Source organism: Paenibacillus sp. JT31N11 (assembly GCF_056269285.1).
This window is the reverse complement of record NZ_JBWDNQ010000001.1, coordinates 804,421-828,718: the sequence shown is the minus strand read 5'-3', so window position 1 is coordinate 828,718 and position 24,298 is coordinate 804,421. Positions and strand designations below refer to the sequence as shown.

General features: G+C 53.0%; 15 protein-coding genes. All 15 read right to left on the bottom strand.

The features are described from left to right. Positions 1 to 149: 149 nt before the first annotated feature. Entirely contained in the window at positions 150 to 2,168 is a 2,019-nt protein-coding gene (locus tag AC0YNV_RS03710) for an alpha-amylase family protein (protein ID WP_475765906.1), read from the bottom strand. A 171-nt stretch (positions 2,169 to 2,339) separates the two neighbouring features. Next, complete coding sequence (locus AC0YNV_RS03705; RefSeq protein ID WP_475765904.1) at positions 2,340 to 3,902, bottom strand: type 2 periplasmic-binding domain-containing protein; 1,563 nt, start codon at positions 3,900 to 3,902, stop codon at positions 2,340 to 2,342. A gap of 44 nt (positions 3,903 to 3,946) precedes the next feature. Next, on the bottom strand, positions 3,947 to 4,828 hold the full coding sequence (locus AC0YNV_RS03700) for a carbohydrate ABC transporter permease (protein WP_210044029.1): 882 nt from the start codon (positions 4,826 to 4,828) through the stop codon (positions 3,947 to 3,949). A gap of 17 nt (positions 4,829 to 4,845) precedes the next feature. Beyond that, a complete protein-coding gene (locus AC0YNV_RS03695; RefSeq protein ID WP_210044030.1) occupies positions 4,846 to 5,811 on the bottom strand; it encodes an ABC transporter permease in 966 nt (321 codons plus the stop codon). 455 nt (positions 5,812 to 6,266) lie between these two features. Further along, entirely contained in the window at positions 6,267 to 7,064 is a 798-nt protein-coding gene (locus AC0YNV_RS03690) for a DUF817 domain-containing protein (RefSeq protein ID WP_475765902.1), read from the bottom strand. Between the two features lie 430 nt (positions 7,065 to 7,494). After that, positions 7,495 to 9,603, bottom strand: a complete 2,109-nt coding sequence (locus tag AC0YNV_RS03685) for a hypothetical protein (protein WP_475765900.1) — start codon at positions 9,601 to 9,603, stop codon at positions 7,495 to 7,497. Positions 9,604 to 9,712: 109 nt separating this feature from the next. Beyond that, on the bottom strand, positions 9,713 to 12,346 hold the full coding sequence (locus AC0YNV_RS03680; protein ID WP_475765899.1) for a hypothetical protein: 2,634 nt from the start codon (positions 12,344 to 12,346) through the stop codon (positions 9,713 to 9,715). 20 nt (positions 12,347 to 12,366) lie between these two features. Then, complete coding sequence (locus AC0YNV_RS03675; RefSeq protein ID WP_475765897.1) at positions 12,367 to 13,455, bottom strand: mandelate racemase/muconate lactonizing enzyme family protein; 1,089 nt, start codon at positions 13,453 to 13,455, stop codon at positions 12,367 to 12,369. Continuing rightward, positions 13,452 to 15,650: a beta-galactosidase gene (locus tag AC0YNV_RS03670; protein WP_475765896.1), complete on the bottom strand. Its 2,199-nt coding sequence runs from the start codon at positions 15,648 to 15,650 to the stop codon at positions 13,452 to 13,454. Before AC0YNV_RS03670 ends, AC0YNV_RS03675 begins: the two co-directional genes overlap by 4 nt. Positions 15,651 to 15,846: 196 nt before the next feature. Continuing rightward, positions 15,847 to 18,177: a helix-turn-helix domain-containing protein gene (locus AC0YNV_RS03665; RefSeq protein WP_475765894.1), complete on the bottom strand. Its 2,331-nt coding sequence runs from the start codon at positions 18,175 to 18,177 to the stop codon at positions 15,847 to 15,849. Positions 18,178 to 18,393: 216 nt separating this feature from the next. Next, complete coding sequence (locus tag AC0YNV_RS03660; protein ID WP_475765893.1) at positions 18,394 to 19,452, bottom strand: TolB family protein; 1,059 nt, start codon at positions 19,450 to 19,452, stop codon at positions 18,394 to 18,396. Positions 19,453 to 19,480: 28 nt separating this feature from the next. Further along, positions 19,481 to 21,037, bottom strand: a complete 1,557-nt coding sequence (locus tag AC0YNV_RS03655; RefSeq protein ID WP_210044039.1) for an extracellular solute-binding protein — start codon at positions 21,035 to 21,037, stop codon at positions 19,481 to 19,483. Positions 21,038 to 21,457: 420 nt separating this feature from the next. Continuing rightward, positions 21,458 to 21,799 (bottom strand): protein YmzB, encoded by a 342-nt coding sequence (gene ymzB / locus AC0YNV_RS03650; RefSeq protein ID WP_210039309.1) that lies wholly within the window; start codon positions 21,797 to 21,799, stop codon positions 21,458 to 21,460. A gap of 228 nt (positions 21,800 to 22,027) precedes the next feature. Then, positions 22,028 to 23,179 (bottom strand): ABC transporter permease, encoded by a 1,152-nt coding sequence (locus AC0YNV_RS03645; protein ID WP_475765890.1) that lies wholly within the window; start codon positions 23,177 to 23,179, stop codon positions 22,028 to 22,030. Beyond that, positions 23,180 to 24,298 carry an ABC transporter permease gene (locus tag AC0YNV_RS03640; RefSeq protein WP_475765888.1) on the bottom strand — a complete coding sequence of 373 codons (1,119 nt, stop codon included), beginning with the start codon at positions 24,296 to 24,298 and terminating at the stop codon, positions 23,180 to 23,182.

Below are 24,298 nucleotides of genomic sequence, written 5' to 3'. Positions count from 1 at the left end.
CGGCCTCTCGCTAGTAGAGTTTATCAAAGGTCCTTCTGCTTATCCTGCTTACATACGGGACTCTCCTTGACTTATTCGCCACAGCCGACGGTGAGACCTGTAAGCGGTCACAATTTCCCTGCTGTGAGCAAGTATGTCTACCAGTACCGTCATTCAAGTTCAACCATTATGCATTCCCATACATCCAGACGCGGGAGGGTAATAGTCAGCCGCTCTTGATCGGAGATACAGCGAAGCGTCTGACCCGAGATCAGCGCCTTCACATCCTTCGCCGGCAAGCCGCTTACGCCCAGCTTCACTTCGAGATCAAGGAGCGGTACCGAATGGGCAAGCGGCCTTCGGCCGACTCCGTTAACCAGATGAATCAGCAGCTTGTTGTTATTCTCGAACAAAGTCACCTGGAGACCCTGGATAGGGGTCACTTCAATAAACCGCCCCTGGCCAAGCGTCATATCAATGGCATTCTTCAGTAATTGGTAATGCTCGCCAAGCTTATATTCATTAATGAGTGCGCTAAGCGAGAAAGGAAGATACAAGGAACCTCCCTGACCTGTTTTATTGCTGATAGCCAAAGGGATATCTGTATGGCTCACGGGCAGGCTGGCTCTCTCCGGCGGCGCGCCAACGCTTTCGAGCGGCGAGAAGGGAGGAACCAGCGTAGCGAGCACCTGTGCGCTTGAGCTGGATACCCTCGTATAGTTCACCCTTCCGCGGTGGGCGATCAGTCCGGTGGTCTCCATTCCTTTCTTCAGCGGATTCGAATCCCCTTCGAAGCGCAGATAAGAGGCCGTGAGAGGCTCGCTGACGGAAGCTTCGCTGGATATGCCAAGCAGCGCAAGCAGTTCCTCCTGCTCCGGAACGATTCCTTCGATGACAATATTCCCGCCTTGCTTCACGTAAGCAGTCAAGACGGACACCCAATCTTCCGCAAGATTCATGCCACCGGGAATAATAAGCGCCCCGTATTGGGAGAGTCTTTCCAATGTCGCCTGCTCCTGAAGCAGGACATCAAACGGTATCTGATTGTTGATCAGCCCATCCGCCCAGCCCTCTGCCGAGGCTTCGGCCGTCCACATCAGGGCCGTCTGAGACTTCGGCATCGCACCGTCCATGAAGGCTTCGATCTTCTGAACATTCCGGTTGAAGTCGGACACGGTCTCCAGAATCCGTTTATCCTCGATCGTATCGGGGATTCCCGTCAAGGAGTGCCAGATGCTGCCGCCATGAGCGGGGATTTGCGAGAGCCAGAACCTGTATTCCGCAGGCGGCAATCCGGTATGGCGCCAATCCATTCCGGGACTGGAATGGACGATTCCGAAGGGCGCCGGACGTTCGGGAAGCGATCGCCCCAGTTTGATGCTCAGCGCCGGCTTCCAGAATTCAGGGATATGCTGATGGCCTAACGACAATACATCCTGCGGCTCCGTACAGAGCATATCCGTTGTCCGCTCACGGTCGAACAGATTATCCCGATACAGATTGTAATAAAGAATCATGGGGATATCGGCTTTCTTCTGCTTAATGAAGGAATAGATCTTATCCATGTTGTCGCGCATACAAGAGGATGCCCATTCCGGCATATACTCGCTGCGGTCCGCCGGGAGCTCCCTGCCGTAGGCTTCGCGGTATTTCCGGCGGCAGCCCTCACAGCTGCAGGGAATAAATCCCGGCGCATTGAAGAAAATACCGTCGATTCCGTATCGGGTGATGACTTCCTCTAGTACCGGAATGGCCACCGACTCGTTGCGGTATGCCCCGTTAATGCAAGTCGACATCAGGAGCGACCAGCTCCCCGGCCGCTTCGAACCGAGAATTTCCGGCTCTCCCGAGGGCTTCCTGACGAACCACTCCGGTCTTTGCAGAAATATCCGGTCCTCCGCTTTGCTGAAGTCAAAACGGGCAATAAAGCGGATATCCTGTTTATGGCAGGCCTGTATAACCTCTTCAAGCAAATCGAAGGACGTCGGCAGAAACTCGTTCACGGTATGATGGGCCACCTTGGTCGGATACCAGGCGTAAATGCCCCCGACGTTGAACACGATCGTATTTGCGCCCATTTCCTTCATTTGGGAAGCAAGACGTTCGGGATCGATCGCCCCCGTGTCCCTGATCTGAAGATTGGGTTGAATGACTCTGAGCGGCTCCCGCCACCATGCTTTTCTGTTCATACGTTTTAGTTCCCCTCCCGGGACGAAATGGATGACGCTGTTTTGCAGCAGCTAGTTGTTCACCTTGGAAAAATAAGCAAAGTACAGCTCAGATTTTTTACTTTCTTATATCTGAAAAAAAAGGTGGCGCAGAGGCCACCGAATGGTTGGTATGCTTTGCGGTTTGAGGGGCTATTCCCCGTTGAAGGCTTTGTAGGATTCGGCAAACTCCTGATACGCCTGCTTTATCTCCGGCAGGTTGTTCAACTTATCCACATAGGCCCGGTAATCGTCCATTGTGATCTGCCCTACTATGGCCTTGGTCACCATCGTCTCCCATTCATTCTCATATTTGGGCCATGTATCATTCCAGGTATTGGAGAACGAGTATTTGAAGGGACTTACTTTGCCGACCTGGTCGAAAATTTCCACGGCTTTCTTCTTCGCGTCGTTATACTCCTTGCTGCCAGAAGCGCTTTCCACTTTGCCCCACATGGAATAGGCAAGTACGCCTGCGCCCTTGCTGGTCGTATTGACCTCCTTCACACCCTGCTCCGTGAGCACCTTCTGTCCATCCACCACTGTGTGGTGAATGCCTTCGAGCCCATAGTAAGCGAAGTCCGTCATTTCATCGGAAGCGGTGTAGTCAAAATACTTGAGCAGCTGCCTGACCTTCTCCTCCGGCACCTTTTTGGAAATATAATAACCGCCGGACACTCCGGTTTCGAGGGAAATCGCATCGTCGCCGCTAGGTCCCTGCAGATGTAGGTTGAGTATTTCAGGATCCGGCTGCGTTCTGGCGATGGAGTCCTCGAACTCCTTATCCCACCAGATGCTCCTTGCATAAGAAGCTGCTCTGCCGGTTTTGAAGGCTTCCTCCGCCTGGGTTTTCTTCATGACGGAAAACTCCTTGGAAAGTACCCCGTTATCGAACATTCCTTTGAACCATGCAACCATATCCGTATACTGCGGGGTCAAACGGGAATGGATCAGTCCGCCATCCTCATTATAGGTGGGGTCGAGCGCACCGAAGCCTGCGGCAAAGGCGTCGTCGCCGTCATTCACAATGACGCCGTGTCCGATCAAGCCAAGCGTGTCCTTCTTCCCGTTGCCGTCCGGATCGCCTTCCACGATTGTTTTCAAAGCCGCCGCATACTCATCCAATGTCTTTGGTACAGGAATGTTAAGCTTCTTCAGCCAATCCGCACGTATTTTGACACCGAGGTCGATGCGGGAGCGGGAACGGGGAACCGCATAAATTTTGCCGTCGATCGCCAAATATTTCTCCCAGTCCTTCGCCAAATTCTCCTTCAGATTCGGATATTCGCTGAAATCGCCCAGCAGCGGCGTCAAATCCCAGAAAGCGCCGTTTCTGGCCGCGCTGCGCAAGGTGGGCCAGCTGAAATCCGGCGATGAGATAACCTCGGGCAGATCGCCGGAAGCAAACAGCAGGTCGGCCTTGGTTTTGAGATCGCCGTCGGGCACCCACTCGATATCCAGCTTCGTGTTCGTTCTTTTTTGCCATTCGGTCCAATAGGCATTGTTCATGTCCGGGACTTCATTATAGAGGCCGGCGAACATCTGGATCGTTAAGGGCTCGTTGTCCCCGCTGGCTTCTCCGCTTGGGTTATTGCCGGAAGCGGGGTCGTCCGTATTGGCCGTCCCCGCATTGTCGCTGGCGCAGCCGGCAAGCAGCGAGAGAATGAGCAGGAAGAACACCCCCGCGGATACCGCCCTGGCTTTTGTTCTTTTCATCTTTTTCCATCCTCCCTGATCAATGAAATGGTCAACATATTAACTCATCCTTTAACCGAGCCCAGCATCACTCCCTTGGCAAAATGCTTTTGCAAAAAAGGATAAACGATCAGAATGGGAACCATCGCCAGCACAATCGACGCCATGCGGATCGTTTCCTGGGGTATGACCCGGTCGTCCCCGCCTGCTCCTGCCTGGCCCACCCCGTTCGAATCGGAGTCGATGACGAGCGTCTTGATCAATACCTGCAGCGTCCATTTTTTGGAATCGGAGATATAGATCAGCGCGTTGAAATAGGTGTTCCAGTGCGAGACCGCAAAAAACAAAGTAAACGCGGCAATCGCCGGCATGGAGAGCGGAATTACGATGCGCAGAAACACGCCCAGGTCCGAGCAGCCGTCGATCCGCGCCGAATCCTCAAGCTCTGCAGGCAGTGATTCCAGGAAGCTCTTGATGACAATGAGGCTCCATGCATTGGTTAAAGCCGGCCAGATTAAGGACCAGTAGGAATTCAGCAGCCCCAATTCCTTGATCAGCAAATAGCTGGGAATAATGCCCGCATTAAACACGAGGGCGAAGATGACAGCGCTGATCATAATCCCCCGGCCTGGCATTGCCTTTTTCGTCAGCGCATAGGCCAGCGAGAATGATACGATGACATTCAGCGCGGTACCCACCACGGTAATAAACACAGTGCTCTTCAGCGCATTGATGAAGCTGTTGGTCGACAAAATGTACCTGTAGGAAGAAAGCGACCACTGCTCCGGGAACACATAGAACTTCAGGGGAACATACACTTTGGGATCGGTAAAGGAAACGCTGAATACGTAAATGAAAGGGAAAATGCAAATGAGCGAGATCAGGGAAAGCAGCGAATAGTTAACCCAGTCGAACAGCGTCAGTTTCTTGCGCGAGACAAAACTCATAACCGTACCTCCCACCGTTAATAAATGCCCTCGTGCCCCATTCGTTTGACTATATAATTGCTCGATAAGACCAGCACGAGCCCGACAACGCCTTTAAACATGCCCACAGTAATCCCGGCGCTGATCTGCCCCCTCAGAATACCCTGCGTATACGCGTACGTGTCGAATACTTCTGCCACCGACATGACCAGGGGATTCTGCATCAGCAGCACCTGCTCGAAGCCGACGTCCACCATTTGGCCCAGCCGTAAAATCAGCAGAATAATAATGGTGGGTCGAATAGCCGGCAGCGTAATATTCCAGATTTGCCTCCAGCGGCTCGCACCGTCCATAACGGCCGCCTCGTACCGCTGCGGGTCGACCCCGGCCATCGCCGCTAGAAAGATTATGGTGCCCCAGCCTGCTTCCTTCCACATATTCTGAGCCGTCATCAGCCCCCAAAAGTAATTCGGGTTCGATAGAAACGAGACACTTTCGCGGCCCGACTCCGTTATCAGCTTATTGACAATGCCGACATCCGTGGATAGCACAAAAAACGTCATGCTGGCTACGACCACCCAGGATAAAAAGTGCGGCATATATACAATGGACTGGTTAAACCGCTTGAAGGCCTCATGTCTGACCTCGTTCAACATCACGGCAAGAATGATCGGCACAGGGAACATGAAGACTAATCCGAAAATATTAATCGTTAAGGTATTGCGGAGCATCAAATAGAAATTATGGTCTGCAAACAGGTCGTTGAACTGCTTCATCCCGGTCCATTCGCTGCCCCAGAAGCCGCTGTACGGATTGTAATCCTTAAAGGCGATCAGCAGTCCCCACATCGGCAGAAATTTGAAAATCAGGAAATAAAGGATTCCGGGCAAAGCAAGCAAATACAAATATTTGTACTGCAATATTCGCACCCATAGACGGGAGTTTCCACTCTTCATGACGCGGTTCGGCAAACCGGCTTGCGCCGCAGCCGCTGGGTCCTTCATAGCCTTACACCTCTCTCTCATCACGGATATGTTGGTTAACCTTCCATCTAAACCTCCTGTGCCCTGATCATAAGGCAGCGGTTATGGGCATAAAAGAGACAAATCTTGAATTGAGGGGCTGCGGGGCCGATCCGAAATTTCTGTCCAGTCCGATAATACCGGAAACTCTTCTATACTGCGGTTCAAGCGGTCGGGAAGCGGACAGCTGCAGGTAGAGCAGAGCAAGAAATGTCCGGCCGCCCTTGCATTATGTTTCGTATATGACCTCCTATTGAACGAAATATCCCATCGATACTTACAAGATAAAATGAGCGAAAAAAAACCGGCTCCGCCGTCCATTGACGGCGAAACCGGTTCTTCCAATACGTTCAGGGTTAGTCACAGAAAACAATTGTTGGACCAGGTTCTTGCCCCATTAGTGAATTTCATGGTCGTTAAGCAAATCAAGCTCTATATCAGCTTAATTTTTCGCTGCACCGTGAATCATTTGTTTTCCTGCCAGCCTTGACATGTTTGAGCTGGGCGACAATGATGACGCTGATAATGACCAGAAGGAACCATGAACTGATTTTACTGAAGCCAACCATCTGCCAGCCTTGTTGCTGGTCAGGATATTTCCAGGCATTAAAAAATGTGGCTATATTTTCGGCTAACCAGATAAAAAAACCGACAATGAAAAAAGCAAGTGTCAGGGGCATTCGATAAGTAGTGGTCCGGACCCGATAGATGATCCATGTTTTCCAAAAAACAAGAAGCACTAGCGCCGTCAGCCACCAACGAAAATCAGGAATAAAATGATGGGTGAAAAAATTCAGATAAATAGCTCCTCCCAGTAATCCCGCAGAAGCAAGCCCCGGCCAGCCGGTCATATCCATCTTGAGCCTGCGCCATACCTGACACATAAAGCTTGCTACACTTGCATACATAAATCCGCTATAGAGCGGTACACCGAGGATCTTCGTAAACCCGGGCTCAGGGTATGACCATGATCCCATCCTTACCTTGTAGATTTCCAGCAGCAGGCCGATAACATGAAAGACACAGATCACTTTAATCTCATCGCGTGTCTCCAATCCGCTGCGGTACATCACGTACTGCACTGCAAGCAGGATGAGAAGAATGGCATCATAACGGTAAATGACGGGCAGCTCTACTACGCTGGAAAGTGCCAAAGTTCCGAAGACCGCAATAGGAAATATGCAGCTCATCGCCTGATGATAGCCAAAATGCAGCAGTTGTACAACTGGTTTCATTGACGTTATCTCCCCGAATGGCTTGCCATTTTAAAAGGAAAGCGGAGTGTGTTTCGATAGTCTTGATTAATCGCCATATTGTTCACCTCAGGCCGTTTAAAAAAGTGTTGTTCCTCGTTCCATAAAGTACACCTCACTTAGCTAGTGATAATTTGAATTTAACACACGATTTATCGTTTTACAATATATTTTAGTTGTTACACAATGTATTAACCCTTTCCATCTTACGGGCAATGGCCCATGATGACCCCCCAATCGCTGGCCGATCGCAAGCGTCGAACAGCCGAGTTGACAGAGGGCCTCCAATTGACCGCGTTCGACTATTATAAATGCTGCAAGCTCAATAAAAAGCCTGCGGCCGCTTGGTAAACTGCGGTCGCAGGCTTCGTTCATCTGACAATCCACTCATTCTCGCGGCTGATATGATTACCTATTCTTCGGCCGCATCCTGCGGACCGGCGAATCCTCTTGCCAGCTCAATATCCTGGCGCACATCCTCCAGATAGTACGGATAGCCGAATGTTTGTTTGACTCTAGCCATATAATAGGGCTTGTTGTGCAGACTCCAATAATGGCCCAAGCGCTCCCAATGCCCGGCGGCCTGCTCCAGCAGCGCAACCGCTTGCTCCCTGTGCTGCCCGTTGCCGTCTCGCCTGTACCGGTTCAGCTCAAGCGCGGCGGCAAATTTGCACTCGTAGTAACGGCCCATCTGCGCATATGCCTTCAGATCATATAACGTGCATTCCGCATGTCCGCCGCGCAGCCCCCCAAGCTCCGATTCCAGTCTGCTTGCGGCTTGTTCGGCCTGCGCGGATGACTCTCTTAACATCCCGATAATGTTAATCGGCGTTTCCTCATAGCTTCCCGCCGCTTGCTCCAATATGCCTTCATGCTCCGCTTTTGCATACTCGGAAATTCCCATCACGCCGACTCCCGGCATCGGAACACCGTCTGCGAAATCAAGAATGGTCTTAAAGCCGGTGACCTGCGACAAGCAGCTTTCCGCATGCCATTGAAAGTCATAATCGATCCAGAACAAGCGGTTGACCGCCGGAATGATCCGCGAGGCATGACGGAGTCCCTGCAGGAAAAGAGGAGCGTGCCGGGGGCCATATTGCTTTTCGAGCAAATAGGTCCATACCCGGTCATCCGTGTCCGGGTTATAGGAAAGCCGTCCCCATAATTGAAATTGAAACAGATGCCGCTCGTAATCATAGGTCCACGTCTTATGCCCGTGATCGACATGCTGGAAATCCCGCCCCCATACATACCCATCCGATCCCCAGTAGAAGCCTTTGACGTATGGCTTTTGCATGCCCTTCACATAGGAACGGACATAGTCCGGGTCACCCCAGCGGTGTGTAAATACATCGTCATTGCGCACCGTAAACAGCACTTGGGTCGATTCCAGATCGATCCCCTCCCAGGCTCCCCACAGCTCCTCGAATCGGGGCACCGGGTGGGAGTAGCAGTGGGCGTTCGAATATTTCCAGCTGATATAAAAGAGTTTGGGATCAAACTGGCTTTGCACCATGTCTTTGATTTCCTTGCCCGCATTTTGCATATTCGTGCGGTGAATGAACGGAATGGCTCTGCCGGACTGCTTGATCGCTTCCACATAGGTTTCCACAATCCAGTTCTCCCGCTCATAGCCGCTGCCGTCCATCCATTCGCTGGCGGAGGTGCCCAGTCCCTTCAGCTCGGGGTACGTAATCAACAGCTGCAGCACCATCTCGCGGATGTAGTCCCTGATTAACTCCGACTGCCCGCGGAACCGGTTGAGCGGCAGACCGACCCGATGGATTAGGTTATCATACATATTGCCGAAATCCCCTACGTTCTCCGGCAAGCCGAGACCGCGCGCCGCTTCGGGAGTCAGACGGATATTCCAGGTGAACAGATAAATGTCAATGCCCCTGTCCGCCGCATGCCGGAACAGCTCGCGGAAAAACCGGATATTCCGGTCGATCTCCACATCGCTGAACGGATTCGCCGCTCTGTATTTGGACGAGACGACCATAAGATGGTAGGGGTGCTCGCTCCACATGCTCAGGCAGTTATATCGGTTAAGTGCCAGCATATCCAGATAGGATCTCCAAAAGGCGATATCCATGCAGGTCTGTTCATTAAGCACGAACGGATCTCCGGAATCGAACGGTACATACGGCAGATTATATTTGATCCCGCGTATGCCAAGCGCAGGCTTCTGGCTGATTTCCTCGCCATCCGCAAGCTCCGTGCCTGTCGCAAGCCGTTCGGCCCATTCCAGACAACCATACATCACACCGCGCGAATCGGAGCCTTCTATATAAACAAGCCCGCCCTCCCGGTATATCCGGAACGACTGGTCTTCATAACGGGGGGCCTTCCCCCGCTGTGCCGGCACTCTTCTGGCAAGAATGCCCTCCGCAGGCAGCCGTACCGTCCCATGACCGGAAAACTGCTCGATGAAAAACAAACCGCTCCGCTCGAGACTTTGCTTAAGCTGCTCTGCGCCGAATGAAATGACCGGGTCTTTATGATCGTATATGAGCTTCAATGGGGGTTCCCTCCAATTAATAGTACTAACGCTGATGGTCCACTCTGTTTTGCGTGGCAAGCCACAGGAAAGACCGCAGCGCACATGTCTGTGCTGCGGTCTGGTCCATTTATGATTCCTGCCTTAGAAGATAGTACGGCTGGTTGGACAGTGCTTCGTTGAAGCCGGGGGAGAGCCATGCATGCCCTGAACCATCCCTGAGCTCGAAGAAATAGATGATCGGATAAGGCGTGTCCGTATACCCTTCCGGTATACTCGCGACATACTGTTCTCGCTCCCGCTTCATATCGGTTACTTGATAGCTCTCTACTTGATTCGCATGCCGGTAATGAAGCTGAATTTGCCACTCCGCCGGAGCCTTCGGTACGGATAAGGACAGTTTAACAGCCTCACCCTTGCGGAACACCGCCGGCGGAGTATGTTCCACTGCCGGTTTTTCAGCAGCGGATGGCGTAAATACGCCCGCGCTTGCTGTCTCCTTCTCCTGCGGGACGGCAGGGCCGGCTTCTTCCAGCTCCTGTTCCAGCGCCGCGATATCCTCCTCGATTAGAGGCAGGCGGTCAGCCCAATGCCCTCTCATATAAGGCACATATCCGAAGGTGATATCTTCACGGTATACTCCCTGAGTGCTTTCGATGACACTCACCCAGGCTTCTTTGGCAGACTGGTAGAATCGCAGCGCCTCCTGCAGCTGGGCCGGGTCTCCGGTTCGTTCGAACAAGGCGTAGGCAACGCCTGCGCGAAGCTTGCCGGCAAAGAAGTGACCCAGGCCCGCCTGCGCCGATACGTCTATCTTCCAGCGTATGAATGAAGGAGACTCCGGGTCGTTAATTTGAGACAGCGCCCCGGCGAGCTCAGTCATGGCCCTATCTGCAAATCCGGTTAGTTTTGCGGCAACATCAAGCGGGGAGTATTTGCCGCTGCGGTTCCCCTGCAGCAGGTCATCGGCAAAATCGTCAATCCGGTAAAACATGGCCGGATCAAGCGGGCTGACCGCACCGAACGTTTTGGGCTCCGGCGTGTCTCCGTATTGGACCAGCTTGCCGGCAGACTTGGCAATGGGCATATTGGCATACATCTCCGGCCAATAATGGTTGTTGGCCGCAGAAGGCAGATGCGCTGCCGTCACAAGCGGCAGAATCCGGCTGGCATGCGCCAGGGCCTCTTCCGCGGCAGGAGCCGCTTCGCCGAATTCAAACCGCAGATACCGCCGCCAGGAGTCAGGCCGGGCATCCGGATTATACAGCAGCCGACCCCACAGCCTGTAGGTGTACAGGTATTTCTTCCACTCCGAGCCTGCAAATCCGAGCGAAGCATCGGCGTAAGGCTCGCGTCCTCCCGGCGATCCGGTTCCTTTTCTGGCTTTGAAGGCTAATGGCTCGCATAATTCCACGCCCAATCCGCCGCCGAAGCTGCCGAGCCGCCCATATCCAGCCGCCATGGCGGGATCACCCCACAGCAGCACCCGCTGCGTGCCCGGCCAAATCCGGTACAGCACGCCGTATTTGCGGTCTTCCTTCAAGAAATCCCCATAACCGTAACGGGTGAATTTTCTGTACGTGGCGGTAATCGCCATCAGGTCCGGCCGGTCCGTATCCTCGGCTGGAAGCTCGGTCTGACGGATTGCCGCCTGATGGTATGGAGGGCCCATATGCTCCGCCCAATATTTCGGCGACACGACGACGGGAAGACCCGTTTCGACCGCCACCTGCAGCATCTGGTCATCCACACCCTTGGCATGCAGATCAAGCTCCACCGGGCGGCCGGCTTTCAGAATACCGGAGAACACAATCTTCCAGAACTCATGGGCCGGCTCGGGGATGCCGCCCTCATAATGGGTGCGTATCGTAATGCCTTCCACGTCCGGACAAGCCTGAATCAAGGCCCCAAGCGCATCCCGGCAATAAGCGGCATGGTTGTCAGGGTTAACCCCTTCGATCAGGTAATTGGCGTCGGGACTATCGCTGGGATCGTAGGCATGTGTCCAGATGCCTAACTGAAAATGAACGCCTCTGAGCCTGGCTTCCCCGCTGATAAAGCGCAGCATATCCAAATTCCGCTCCGCTTCTCCCTGCGGCAGCCCTTTCACTTTGACATCATAGCCTGGCAAATCCAGCAAATAGGGGTAGGCAAAGCAGAAATAATTGTCCTTGACCCCGGGATCATGCCCGTAATCGTACCCCATGCCCAAAGCAAGGTGGAGGCGGTTGAACCGGTGTGTGGCCAATTCGGTCAAATATTCAAGCCAGAACGCTTTATCATAAAACCATGGTTTGTCCTCTACCTCGCTCACGAATAAACGGTTGATGCTGCGGACAGGTGCAGCGGGTTTTTCCGCATAAGGCTTGATTTGCGACAGCCCGGCCAGAGGATCCGCGGAATACTTCACGATATCCGCCAGCTCCAGAATGGCATATACAATCCCTTGCGGGTCGCTCCCGGCAGCGTTAAGAACCGGTCTGCCTTCTGCATTCTGCCAGGACAGACCAAATGACTCCGCTTCCTGCGGGACGCTCACGCTGTCGGCAGCCCCATGCTCTGGATCGGGGCCGGAAACAAGGATGCAAAGGCCCGCACCGTGCCCGGACAATGCTTCGATTCCCTTCTTTTCAGTTACAGTAATGCCCTGCTGACGGCAGGTCTCCGCCAAGTATCCGATTGCCCAGTCCACCGAGCGGTCATGGGCGGCAGAATCCGCTGAATGCCTCACCAGTGACAGCGTCATTTCCGCATGATTATCCATAAGAACATCTCCTCATATAATCAGATTTGACTGATTCTATATTCAGCTTTGGCCAGCCATTCGGGATGAATGGTGACGCCCCATCCGGGACCGTCCGGCACATGCACCTTGCCGTCCTCCACCTTAAGACCGGAGGTGAACAGCCCTTCCGTCCAGTGATCGGGCTCGATGGAGAACTCCACGAACCGGCCAGCATTAGGTACAGCAGCAGCCATATGCAGGGTAAAAATAGTCACCATCGACAAGTTGGCCGCGTGGGGGGTACAGGTCATTCCGGCCGCCTCCGCCATCTGTGCTACCTTCAAGGCCCGGCTCAAGCCCCCGATGTAACAAATATCGGGCTGAACGATATCCACCGCATGCATGGAGATCATCCTCTGAAATTGCGCCAGATCCGTATCCTGTTCCCCGCCGGTAACGGGAAGCTCCAGCGCATCGGCCACCTGCTTCGTCCATTCCAGCTGCGGATAGGGACAAGGCTCCTCGTAGTGGCAGACGCCGTACTGCCCCAGCATATGTCCGACCTCGATGGCCCTGGCCGGTGTAAATCCGCTGTTCGCGTCCACATAGAGATCAGTTCTGTCTCCAATGGCTCTGCGGACAGCCGGTACGATCTCCTCCGTCCTGCCCGGGTAAACGTCCGTATCGCTGCCGAAATTTTTGCCGATACGGATTTTGAACGCCTGGTAGCCATGCGCATCCTGAAGCCTCTGCAGGCGGTCCGCTTCCTCTGCGGGGGAAATATCCCGCCGCATGCTGGAGCCATATACCGGAACAGCCCGCGGCTGGCCTCCAAGCAGCTCGCATACGCTTTTCCCGAGCCGCTTCCCTTTCAAATCCCATAAAGCCGTATCCAGTCCGCCGACGGCTCTGCATATGTAGGAGCCCGGGAACTTATGCTCCGCTTCCACGCACCGCTCCGCCAGCGCGGCAATGTCTTCCGCATCCGCGCCAAGCGCGTGCGGAGCAATTTGCTGATGCAGCACCAATGCCGAGATATTGGCATGATAAGGCGCGATTTGCCCGAAGCCTTCCTGCCCGTCCTCGGTTCTCACCCGCACGCAGCTGATCTGCTTATTGGTAAAGGTTTCAATGCTTTTGATTTTCATGGCTCTATCCTCCCGTTCGCTTCCGCCGCATCGGCAGAGGTGGATTCCCTGGGAGTTGATCCCGATCCCGGTCCCGATCCCAGTTTCAGCACCAGCGCATCCCTGCCGTGCAGCGTCATCTGCAGCCTTTGTTCTTTCCGCGCATAAACCGCTTCTCCCCAATACCTGCAAATGACAGCAAGACCATCCAAGCCTTGGGACAGCTCCACTTCCGCTGTCCGTTCTTCCCTATCCGGATTAAGAATCCACAGATACAATCCGCCGTCCTTGCCTGCGGAGAGCCGGGCTTGAACCCGGTGATCGGTGACCCGTACATGCTGTTCGACGCCTGCCCAGGCTAATACCTCCAGGAAATACTTGCGGTTTACCGGATCTTGCGTCCGGTAATAAGCCTCTGAAGGGAATGTTCCGATGAGCAGCGTTCTTCCGCTGCCATAAGCATGCTCGATGACCGCCGCGCTGCCATCCCCATAGCGCCCCCGCACCTGCCCGCCGGAGAGGGCGGCATAGGACTGGGAATAGATCCCTCCGCGCACCCGTCTTCCATCCCAATCCAGCTCCAGCGTGCCCGAGATATCCGGCATAAACTCGACATGTGTTTCAGCGGCTCCGAACAGTTCATTCAGCCCGTAATTAGGCTGCTGCGCTCCCGCTCTGCCCCTGTCTCCGAAGTAAGCCGGACAGCCTTCACTGATCAATATCCCCCCGCTTCGCACCCACTCCTGTATCCTTTGCGAGTGCTGCCGGGTCGCCATAATCGGATAAGGCCAATAAAGCACCTTGTAATCTTCAATATGATCGATATGCACCCAGTCTGCCTGGATGTTGTTGTCGAAGAAGCCCTGATAGGCTCCCCACATCGACTGGCTGTACCATTCGCCCCGCATTTCACGATTCAGCAAATAATCGAATGTTTGCGTTTCCGGCATGACCAGAATCCCTATATCACCTCGGATAGGCTCCGCTTCGAGCAAATCCTTCTGGGCTTCATCGTTTGTCCAACGGGCCAGCCTGCTTGCCATAGACGAGCGGTCCGTCCGTGAGCCGTCCATGGCATAAGCGCCGAAGGCACCGAACAGGGGGCCGTCGAGCAGCGGACGCCACCTTGGAAACAAGAGCCCGCGGGCGCCTCCGGCAAACGAGATCATCTGCCAGATCCGGATATCCTCCGGCTCTGTCATTCTTCCATCCTCTCTCGGGCGGCAGATAACCTGGGGCTGCAGCCAAAGCGGACCGCCCTGAGCCTCCGCATGCCAGAACGGTTTGCCGCGCGAGGCAGAGCGCACCAGATCGACGGCATGCCACTGCTTCCAGGGCTCGCCGCCCTTGCGGGAGGCTACCCAGGTAAACCCGTAAACGTCCACTTTAGAGGCTGCGAGCCAGTCATCCGCCCCCATGGACGCCATAATGTGAAGACTGCCGGCAATCCCGTGCGCCGTGATCAGATTTTGGTCATCGAGGCTGCGGATCAGATCGATCCTCCACTGCATATGCTCGTAGAAATTGTCTTTCTTGAACGCCAACCAGTCCATACATTCCGGGTAAGGTGCGGTTTGCGCCGGAGGCTCCACCTGCTCCCAGGCGGTATAGCTGTACCTGTGCCAGGCCTGATTCAATTCCTGCAGGCTTGAATATTTTTCCTTGAGCCATTGACGGAACTTATCCTTCGTAAAACGGCAGTAACAAATATGCGGAGAATAATTGCACTCATTCCATACGTCATAACCCGCCATTGCTTCATGATCCTTGTAGCGGAGCACCAGATTCGTCAGGAAGCGCCCGGCAAGCTCCTTCGCTTCCGGACAATCCAGACACAAGACGCCCGAGGAGCCGTCACCAAAGCCTCCAGTGGCGCTGCTGCCGCTCAATTGTGTCTTGAGACGGCTTCCGTCCGATCGCATATGCACCGCTTCCGGCATTGCATGCACCGCCCATTCCGGAACGGATGTGATCATCTCGGCGGCGATGGTCTGAATGCCGTGCTGCGCCGCCAAATCCATCTGCCGGTCGTAATCGGTCCAATCATACACGCCGGGGGCCGTTTCGATGGCTCCCCACATGAACCAGTGCCGGAACGTATTCATTCCGTCCTCACCGGCGGCCGCATAATCGCGCTGCCAGTCTTCGCCGGGCGGATTCGATTTGCGGAAATATACCGCACCGTAAGGCAGCTGCGGTTTTCGTTTTTGAACCATAGCCATTCGGCCTCCTTCCATCCATAAACGAGGAACAGCGCTTCATTCCACGTTTAACGATGATGCTGCTCGCTGCTAACCTGATATTATCGATACCTCCGTCTGCATGTAAGGGACAATTCTTGACCAACTTCCCGTTTCCGGCCGGTTCACAATTTCCGTCCGGCAAGGGCAAAAACTGTCTAACCCTCCCTTTCTACCGGTTTCTTGACCTGAATGCGCTGGGGGTCATGCGCGAATATCGCTGGAAGATACGGTTTAAATTCCGCTCCGAATATCCGATCGCCGTCGCGATATCGCTGACGGTCCGATCCGATTCGAGCAGCAGCCTTTTCGCCTCTACAACCTTGCAGTCGACGACAAAATCGAGAAAATTCATGCCCATTTCTTTTTTGAACAGCCGGCTCAAATAAGAAGGGCTCATCCCCACCATATCCGCACAGCTCACCAGCGAGAGGTCGTTGTTGCAGTTCTCCTTGATATGCCGGCATACCTGCTTGACTGCCGATTGGCCTGCCTCGCTCCTGTAGTTCTCCGCCAGCCACTTGTAGAGAGGAAAGATGCTCTCGACGAACCAATCGTAGATTTCCCGGGATGTTTGCTTGTTCTTGAGATGTCCGAATAAATTATGCTCCAGGATGTCAACGAGGCTGCCCCCCTGCCTTTCCAGAGAATGAATCACGGCGGACAGCAGCACATAATAGCTTTGATAGACCAATATATAGGAATGGGAGCTGCGGAGCGTTTCGGAGAACTGGGATAAATGGCGGCCCGCTTCTCCAGGATCTCCGGTCTCCAATGCCTCGACAATGGCTGTTTCCAATTCCTGCGGATAACGGAACAACGCCTGTTTCTTGCTGCGTTCCATATCGTCAATGAACAAGACATGCTCGGATAAACGAAAAATCCGGTTCTGCAGCGCGATCTCCGCCTCTTTGTAAGAAACCGGGACATCGGCTGTATGGGAGTAGAACCGCCCGACGCCTACAGACACGTCAAAGGACAGGACATTCTTGAGCGAGGCGCATACAGAGTTCGCATACTCAAGAGTCTGACTGCGCATAACCGACAGCTCGGTATCCTGACCGAACTGCAGCAGGGCGACGCCCCTTCCCTGAAAGGGGATGACATAGCCTTGAATACGGGCATCCGATTGAAGCAGCTCCTGCATGACATTGGCGATGGCAAACGCGATAATGCTTCTCTCATCAGGCAGGAAACGTTTGTCCTTCGAGATATTCTCCACTTCTGCAATCAGCACGACATTGGTGGAATCAACGGATATCCCGTACGTGATGGAATCGCGAATGAGAGAATCATTTCTGACATAATCGCCGCTCAGCAGCTGCTGCAGGCATTTTTCCCTAAGCGAAGGCTCGATTTGCTCCATGAAGGTGCCCAGCTTTTCGGCCTCGTTATTCAAGAAGTCCAGACATTCCTTGATATAGTCGAACTCATTGTCTTTATTCTGGATTCTCCCGAAGCTTAAGGTTCTGCTGTGCTTGATCAGCTCCCCGATCGGGTTGTACGCTTTCTTCGTATTGAAGTAAGTCAGCAGAACGCCCACGGCAATGAAAAACAACAGCACAAGCAGCGTAACTCCCCGGATCCAGTTGATTTGTCCGGCGATGATTTTCTCGGGAATCACCGTCACGTAGGTGCGTCCGAAAACATTTTTCTGGTACAGATACTGCGCCCGGTCCCCGTCAATCCCTTCCGCGAAGAAGCTGTCGGTCGTTTTGCCGGAGGTGCGGATTTTCTCGAGGCTTTCCATCTGATTAAGCTTTGAATAGATGTCTTCCGAACCTGTATTGCCGTTTTGGAAAAGCTTCTGATAATTCAGTACGAATAAGTCCTTTTCCTTCGGAACTATAATTGTATCCGTTTGCAAAAATTTGCTGATTGCGGAGGTTTCAATTTCAAACGCCAATACTCCCTGCGCCTTCCCGCTTCCCAAAATAGGCAGCAGCCGGGCGAATGTGATGTAGCCGTCCTTCTTCCCGGCAGGCATAATCGTCCACTGGGACAGATTGCCGTCCAGGATGAGCCGGTCGATGTCTTCCCCATATGGATATTTTTCCTTATCGACCGTGCCGTAGCGGTTGGACAACACAGTTTCTTCCGCCCTGTTATAAAAAAAAATCTCATCGATAAAGCTGTTGGTATTTTTGAACATGGCGATTTTATCCAAAATATTCTGATGCCAGATGATGCCGGATTCCTGATCAGGCTTGGTAAAAAAATTCGTAAGGGCAGGATCGAGCGCCAGCTGAAGCGATTCCTGCTCTATCCCCTGCAGAATGCGTTCGGACCTGTCTTTCATCATCGTGAGGGATGAGCGGCTTTCGCTGAGCATCTGTTGATTCATCCGGTTCATGGAAAATTGATAGTAAACCAGGCTGGCCAATAGGACGGGAACACAGACGGATATGCACCCAAGCCAAATTAACTTGTATAAATATTTTCCGCGGTTGGCAGCAAGCATGGAACCCGGCTGGCGTACCAGGGCTTCAATCCAGTTAACCATTATGACCCCCCAAACGATAATATTTTCGTCCGCTATCCTACTACAATTCGATGCCCGCATTGTCGAATCCTTGGGAGAATATGCACTATTTTTGACGATGCAGGCAGAGACTTGCGGAATAACCGATAAAAAACGGTCCTGTTCGCAAGTTTGCGAGAGAACCGTTTTTGTTGTTAACCCCGAATTTCATCGAACCGCCCAAGCTGATTTTCGCCCTTACTGCCGCGTCGCAGCTCTGGATTCCGGTGTTTCCCACTGCGCCGCATACTCGCTTTTTTCCCACTCCTCCAAATTCATCAGTCCCAGACCCATTCCAAATCCCGGCTCGCTTGTGTAGGTGTTGACCATGAATGCCAGCCATTTGCCGTCCGGGCTTACATTGGAATTGCTGGCTCTCCAGGGAGAACGGTCAAAGAAGCGCGTCATCCGAACCCGCCTGCCGGTACCGTCCAGCTTCAGCTTCCATAAATCAAAGGGAGGGAACTGATTCACCAGATCGCAGGAGGATTCCAGGCAAATATGCTCGTGATCCGGAAAGATTCCTTCGCATTCATTATGCGTCTGCTCCTCTGTGATGTAAGTGCGCACGTCGAGGGTCTTAAGATCAATGCCCCTTGTTACAGCCTTCCAATTATCCGGAGTCCTGTAGGGACTGCCGATATATTCGGCCATGATCACTTCCGTATCGTTATGGCGAAAATCCTGAGGCTCCGGATGGAAGCCGCGCACATTGCGGTAGATGACCCGGTCATCCCCAAGCTCCGGACCCTCCGGTCCATAAACGATGTCCGTCACATGACATTCGTAGTCCTCGGTTGTGCCGATACGCGGATCATGTCCTCCATGCATGGAGTATGTGATCCGGTTCGCTACTGCCGATACCCCCGCTCCTTCGGAAATTCTCCGGCCCAGCGGCTTGGGCGGAGAGCTGGCATCCTTATCCATGATCCAAAGCTCTGACTCCAGATATCTGCTGGTGCGGCGGTCTTTGAATTCTTTGGGACCGATGAGCAGATAATCTCCGTTTGCGAGGAACAGAACCCGCAGGAAGGAATGATGGTTTCCCAGATTTTTGGTCAAATTGCGGACCTCTCTGGTGGCCATATCCATTTCGCAAACATCCCCGTAATTCCGCTCGATAAAGGCAAGCCGTTTGCCGTCCGGAGACCAGTACGGGCGCTCGCCGTAATCAAGCAGCTTCTCATGAAACGGGGGAGGGTTATCCAGCACATGCTCTCCTTCATAGGCTTTATTGTCCGTGTTATAGATGGGCACAACAAATTCCTCCTTGGTTCATGCGGTTTTATTCTCCGAAATACTCTTTGTACATCGCGGCATATTCCTGGTACGCCTGCTTGAATTCCGGCATGGCGTTCAGCTTATCGACATAGGCCTTGTACTCGTCCATGGAGATTTGACCCACAATAGCTTTGGTGGCCATCGACTGCCACTCCTTCTCATATTTGGGCCAGACCTCCGTCCACTTGACCGAGGCGATGATGTTGAACACATTGGTTTTGCCAACCTCGCCGTACACCTCGGCATCCTTCAGCTTGGCGTCGTTATAGGCTTTGGGGGCCGAGGCATTAAACACCTTCATTTTATTGTTGAAGGCCAATGCGAATACCTGGTTGGCGTTTGTAGTCACCTCTTTGATCCCAAGCTCGGTCAGCTGCGGCTGTCCGTCGACCAATGTATGATGAACGCCTTCGATGCCAAAATAGTTGAAATCCGTGTATTCCATTGTGGTCGTTTCCTCAAAATAATCGAGAATTTGTTTAACCTTCTCCTCCGGCACCTTCTTGGAAATGTAATTCGCCCCGAAGAATGGCGGCACGAGCTGCACGCTGACCCCCTTGGGACCCTGCATGGGAGGAAGCGTAATGATTTCGGCATCAGGCTGCGTTTTCTTGTTCTCCTGCTCCCATGTGTAATCGCGCCAAATATTCCGGGTATAAGAGGCTGCGCGGCCGGTGGCGAACATTTCTTCCGCCTGCGTTTTCTTGATCGTCGTGAATTCCTTCGCGAGGATGCCGTCCGCATACAGCTTACGGAACCATTCCACCATATCCGTGTAATTAGGGGTTAATAAATCGCGAACCAATCCGCCCTCCTGATTGTAAAAAGGGTCCAATGCGCCAAAAGCAGCCTCATAAGAGCCGTCCCCATCAGCCAGAAGGTAGCCGTGACCGATGATGCCGATCGTATCCTTTTTCCCGTTGCCGTCGGGGTCCCCGTCTACAATTTTCTTGAGAGCTGCGGCATACTCATCGAGCGTCTTGGGTATGGGCAGATTTAATTTATCCAGCCAGTCCTTTCTTATCTTGATGCCGGGATCAATGACAGGACGGTTGCGGGGAATCCCGTAGATTTTCCCGTCGGATTTCATATACGTCCAGACATTCTGCTCGCTGTTGTTCTTGAGGTTAGGGTACTTGCTGAAGTCGCCAAGGAACGGCGTAAGATCCCAGAACGCACCCTGCTTGATGGCCATCTGCAGCGTGGGCCGTGTCACATTCTGGGCGACAATGATTTCCGGGAGATTGCCGGACGCCAGCACCAGGTCAAACTTCGTATCGTAATCTCCGGATGGGATCCACTCGACGTCAAGCGATGTGTTCGTCCGCTTCTGCCACTCCGTCCAATACTGGTCGTTCATGTCGGGAACCTCTGCAAACGAGGGCACCATAAACTGGAGCTTCAACGCTTCTGCAGCTGCGGCTGGTTCCGCGGCATTCGGAGTCCCCTCTTCGCTACTGTCAACAGCGGGCTCGTTCCCGTTTCCACCTGAACATCCTGCAAGCAGACCTATGAACAGGACCATGGACAGGGCATAACCATACAGCTTTCCTGCAATCATGCAAAACCTCCTCAAATATGAATTCTTTTCGGGCGCCACAGCATTTGACGGCGCTTTCCATTCATATAGTAGCCCATTCACCAGCCGCAGGTTAGCGACAGTTCTTGCTCCTTTGCAGAATCGCAAGTTTTGTCCCTTTCGTTAATAAATTGTCTGTTCTATGATTGAAACAGAAGACCGCCTGGTTGCGGCGTACCTTGTAACGTTTGCGTTCCATTATTCTTCTTTCGCCAAAGCAAGAAGAGCCGGCTGCGCCGTCTTTTGGCGGCAAAGTTAGTTTCTCCCCTCAGAAATATAAGCAAAGTATGATGAAATTTTATTCGTTCTTATATTTTCAAAAAAAAGGGACCCGGCTGCATGCAGCCGGGTCCCTTTTTTTGAAAATATGCCTTTGATGCTCAAGCATCTTCAGGATAAGAATTATAAAACACTGATCAGGTATTTGGCCCGCTCGGTCTCCAGAACCAATGCATCGTTCTCCTGCTTCGCATAGTTTAATCCCTGCAGCGGAATCTCGAAGGTGCGGGAAGGAAGCTCCTCTTCGCTGTCTTCGGTTATTACAGTACCCCGCCCGTGAAGCAGCAGCGCGCTGTCCGATGTATACTCATCGATGGAATCGCTTCGGCTGCTTCGATAATCGATATCGCTCAGCTCAAGGCGAACCTCGTCCAGATCCTCCTGCTCCTGTTTTCGGATTAGGAGCTCCTGGCCGGTATGGCTCTGCAGCCAGTCGACTAGCGATTGCCGTGATAATGTCATCATTCGTATCTCCTCCAGGACTGAAGCGGATTGTTTATGTGGTCAGAACCGCCGCTCCACGGTTGTTGTATTATTTTACCCACTTTAGGCAATTTCCCACCAGTAGATGCAAAATAAACACCGTTACTCCGTTATCAAGAAGAAACGGCTGCACCGTCCTATTGGCGTGCAGCCGTTTCTTCCTTCAGAAATAGAAGCAAAGTATAGGGGAATCTTATACTTCCTTATATGTTAAACAAAATTTCTCGTATCGTTGTTTCGTCCGAACTTGTAGGTTGCAATCAGGAAGAACACTACGGCGAACGCAAGCAGCACCGCAAGGTTGAACCAGATGCCACTGAGCGCGCCTCCCGACTGCAGCTTGCTGATCGACTGCAGCACCCAATTCTGCGGCAGGAAATCCGCTATGCGGCGGATGGCCTCCGGCATGATGCTGATCGGGAAGAAGCAGCCGGATAACAGGCAGGTGGGTGTTACAATCAGGTTCTGCATTGCTCCTGCCATAGCCGTATTCTTGGAGAAAGCGACGACAACGAGCGAGAGACTAACCGACACCAGGGCGAACAGGGACATGATGCCGAGCATCTCAACTGCAGGAATACCGGGCTCGAGTCCGAAGATAACGAACATGAAGAACAGCGCAACCACAATCTGAGCCATCATGATGCACAAATTCACAAATACATTGGACATGACGTAGGTTCTGGCATCTACCGGTGAAGACAAAATGCGGAAATAAGTGCGGTTCTCGCGATTTTTGAGAATCAGCTCCGAGAGGTTGACCGCAGACATCATCATAAACATGATCAGATAACCAATCGACTGGTAGGACATATCCTTGGTGGAGGATGTATCATTCACGGACTGTGCCGACAGCTTGAAGTCCGTTCCCCGATACGAATCGTACAGCTGCTCGAACTTTGCTGTATCTCCTGCTGATATTTTGCCGATGGCGGAGATATTGTCAATGTATCCGGCCAGCATAGACTTCATATAAGCGGTCACCTGGGCGCCCTTGAGCGACTGGATTCCGATATGAGCGGGGCTGCCTTCAAGCACGCTTTTCGAGAAGCCTTCTCCGATGACAATTCCGCTGTCCAGCTGTCCGGCTGCAAGCTGACTCTTCAGCTCGCTCTCTGTTACGCTTACGATTTTCACATTATCCAGCCCCTGAACGAAGCCCGCCGTATCCGCCGCTATGGCTTCAGATCCATCCCCGTTCACGACTCCAACTCGGAGCACCGTCTGTCCCGGGGAACCGTAGAGAAGGGTGGACAGCAGAATTCCGGCAACCGGGAGACCGAAATACAAGATCAGGTTGGAGGGCTTACGAAATGTGGTCCACAGCGTAATCCGGACCAGAAACCAAAAATCCTTCCACATTTACAAACCCTCCCTGCGTTTCATAATTGTTGCCGATATGACGAGAAACAATACTGCAAGACCAAGGTTCAACCCCATAACCGGCCAAGCCGCCGATAAGTCGTTGGAATAGATAATTTCTGTCAATCCCCGATTCGCCCAGCGAATGGGGGACAGTTCCGTCACGAAGCTCATTATGCCTCCGCCGACATCATCAACAGGGAAATAAGCGCCGCCGAAAAAGGAAAACAGCTGTACGAGCAGATTAACAATTCCGCGTGATGAGGTCCCTTTCAGCAAATAGCTTGCCGCGAGCCCGAAGCTGGCCGCCATTACCACCTCCGTGAGCAGTACGAGCAGCACCAGGCCCAGATGATCGCCCCAATACGCTTTAAACGCAAATTTGCTGAAGAATACAATAATCACGACACATAGCATGTTAATGACAATATTGCCCATAATCTTGCCGATAAAAATTTCGCTTCTGCTCACCGGAGCCGCAACAAGCCGGGCCACCGTACCGCGTTTGATTTCACTGCGGATGAGCTCTCCCGCTGACATGGCGCTCCATAAGGCGATCATGACCGTCATGGCCAAAGCATAGTAATCCATCGATCCCGCCTTGCGGTCGGCAATGATCGAGGTTTCCTGAATATAACCTCCGCCGCTCCCGGCGAATACGAGACCGATTTTATCGGGATCGCTCTTTTCTACGGCTGCGGCCGCATTATATTTATCCGTAAAAGCGCTCAGCATCCCCTGTACGATATTGCCTTCGAGGGCACTGCGGTCGCTGCCGTACAGCGATATGCCGCTATCCGTTAGTTCCACATAACCCTGGTAACGATTCTCCGCCACCTCTTCCCGTCCGTCAATGTCTGCCTTGGCCGTCTCGAACTGGACGCCTGTTGAGCCAATTTCCTTGGCGAATGCCTGGAAGGACTGGGACAGCATGCCGCTGCTTGTATCCTTGACGAGCACCTTCATACTGCCAATGCTTGCATTGCTGGTAAAAGCATTGGTCAGAGCCAGGCCGAGAATCAGCATAAGCACGATGGGAAAAGCCAGCATGAAAAACAGCGTGCGCCGGTCGCGAAAATCCCTTTTGATTTCCTTCAGGGCAATCGATAATGTATTCAT

Excerpts from the sequence above, each read along its gene's own strand:
- AC0YNV_RS03655 (WP_210044039.1), bottom strand. The coding sequence starts at position 21,037 with ATGATTGCAGGAAAGCTGTATGGTTATGCCCTGTCCATGGTCCTGTTC.
- AC0YNV_RS03680 (WP_475765899.1), bottom strand. The coding sequence starts at position 12,346 with ATGGATAATCATGCGGAAATGACGCTGTCACTGGTGAGGCATTCAGCG.
- AC0YNV_RS03700 (WP_210044029.1), bottom strand. The coding sequence starts at position 4,828 with ATGAGTTTTGTCTCGCGCAAGAAACTGACGCTGTTCGACTGGGTTAAC.
- AC0YNV_RS03675 (WP_475765897.1), bottom strand. The coding sequence starts at position 13,455 with ATGAAAATCAAAAGCATTGAAACCTTTACCAATAAGCAGATCAGCTGC.
- AC0YNV_RS03710 (WP_475765906.1), bottom strand. The coding sequence starts at position 2,168 with ATGAACAGAAAAGCATGGTGGCGGGAGCCGCTCAGAGTCATTCAACCC.
- AC0YNV_RS03690 (WP_475765902.1), bottom strand. The coding sequence starts at position 7,064 with ATGAAACCAGTTGTACAACTGCTGCATTTTGGCTATCATCAGGCGATG.
- ymzB (WP_210039309.1), bottom strand. The coding sequence starts at position 21,799 with ATGATGACATTATCACGGCAATCGCTAGTCGACTGGCTGCAGAGCCAT.
- AC0YNV_RS03640 (WP_475765888.1), bottom strand. The coding sequence starts at position 24,298 with ATGAATACATTATCGATTGCCCTGAAGGAAATCAAAAGGGATTTTCGC.
- AC0YNV_RS03665 (WP_475765894.1), bottom strand. The coding sequence starts at position 18,177 with ATGGTTAACTGGATTGAAGCCCTGGTACGCCAGCCGGGTTCCATGCTT.
- AC0YNV_RS03695 (WP_210044030.1), bottom strand. The coding sequence starts at position 5,811 with ATGAAGGACCCAGCGGCTGCGGCGCAAGCCGGTTTGCCGAACCGCGTC.
- AC0YNV_RS03705 (WP_475765904.1), bottom strand. The coding sequence starts at position 3,902 with ATGAAAAGAACAAAAGCCAGGGCGGTATCCGCGGGGGTGTTCTTCCTG.
- AC0YNV_RS03670 (WP_475765896.1), bottom strand. The coding sequence starts at position 15,650 with ATGGTTCAAAAACGAAAACCGCAGCTGCCTTACGGTGCGGTATATTTC.
- AC0YNV_RS03645 (WP_475765890.1), bottom strand. The coding sequence starts at position 23,179 with ATGTGGAAGGATTTTTGGTTTCTGGTCCGGATTACGCTGTGGACCACA.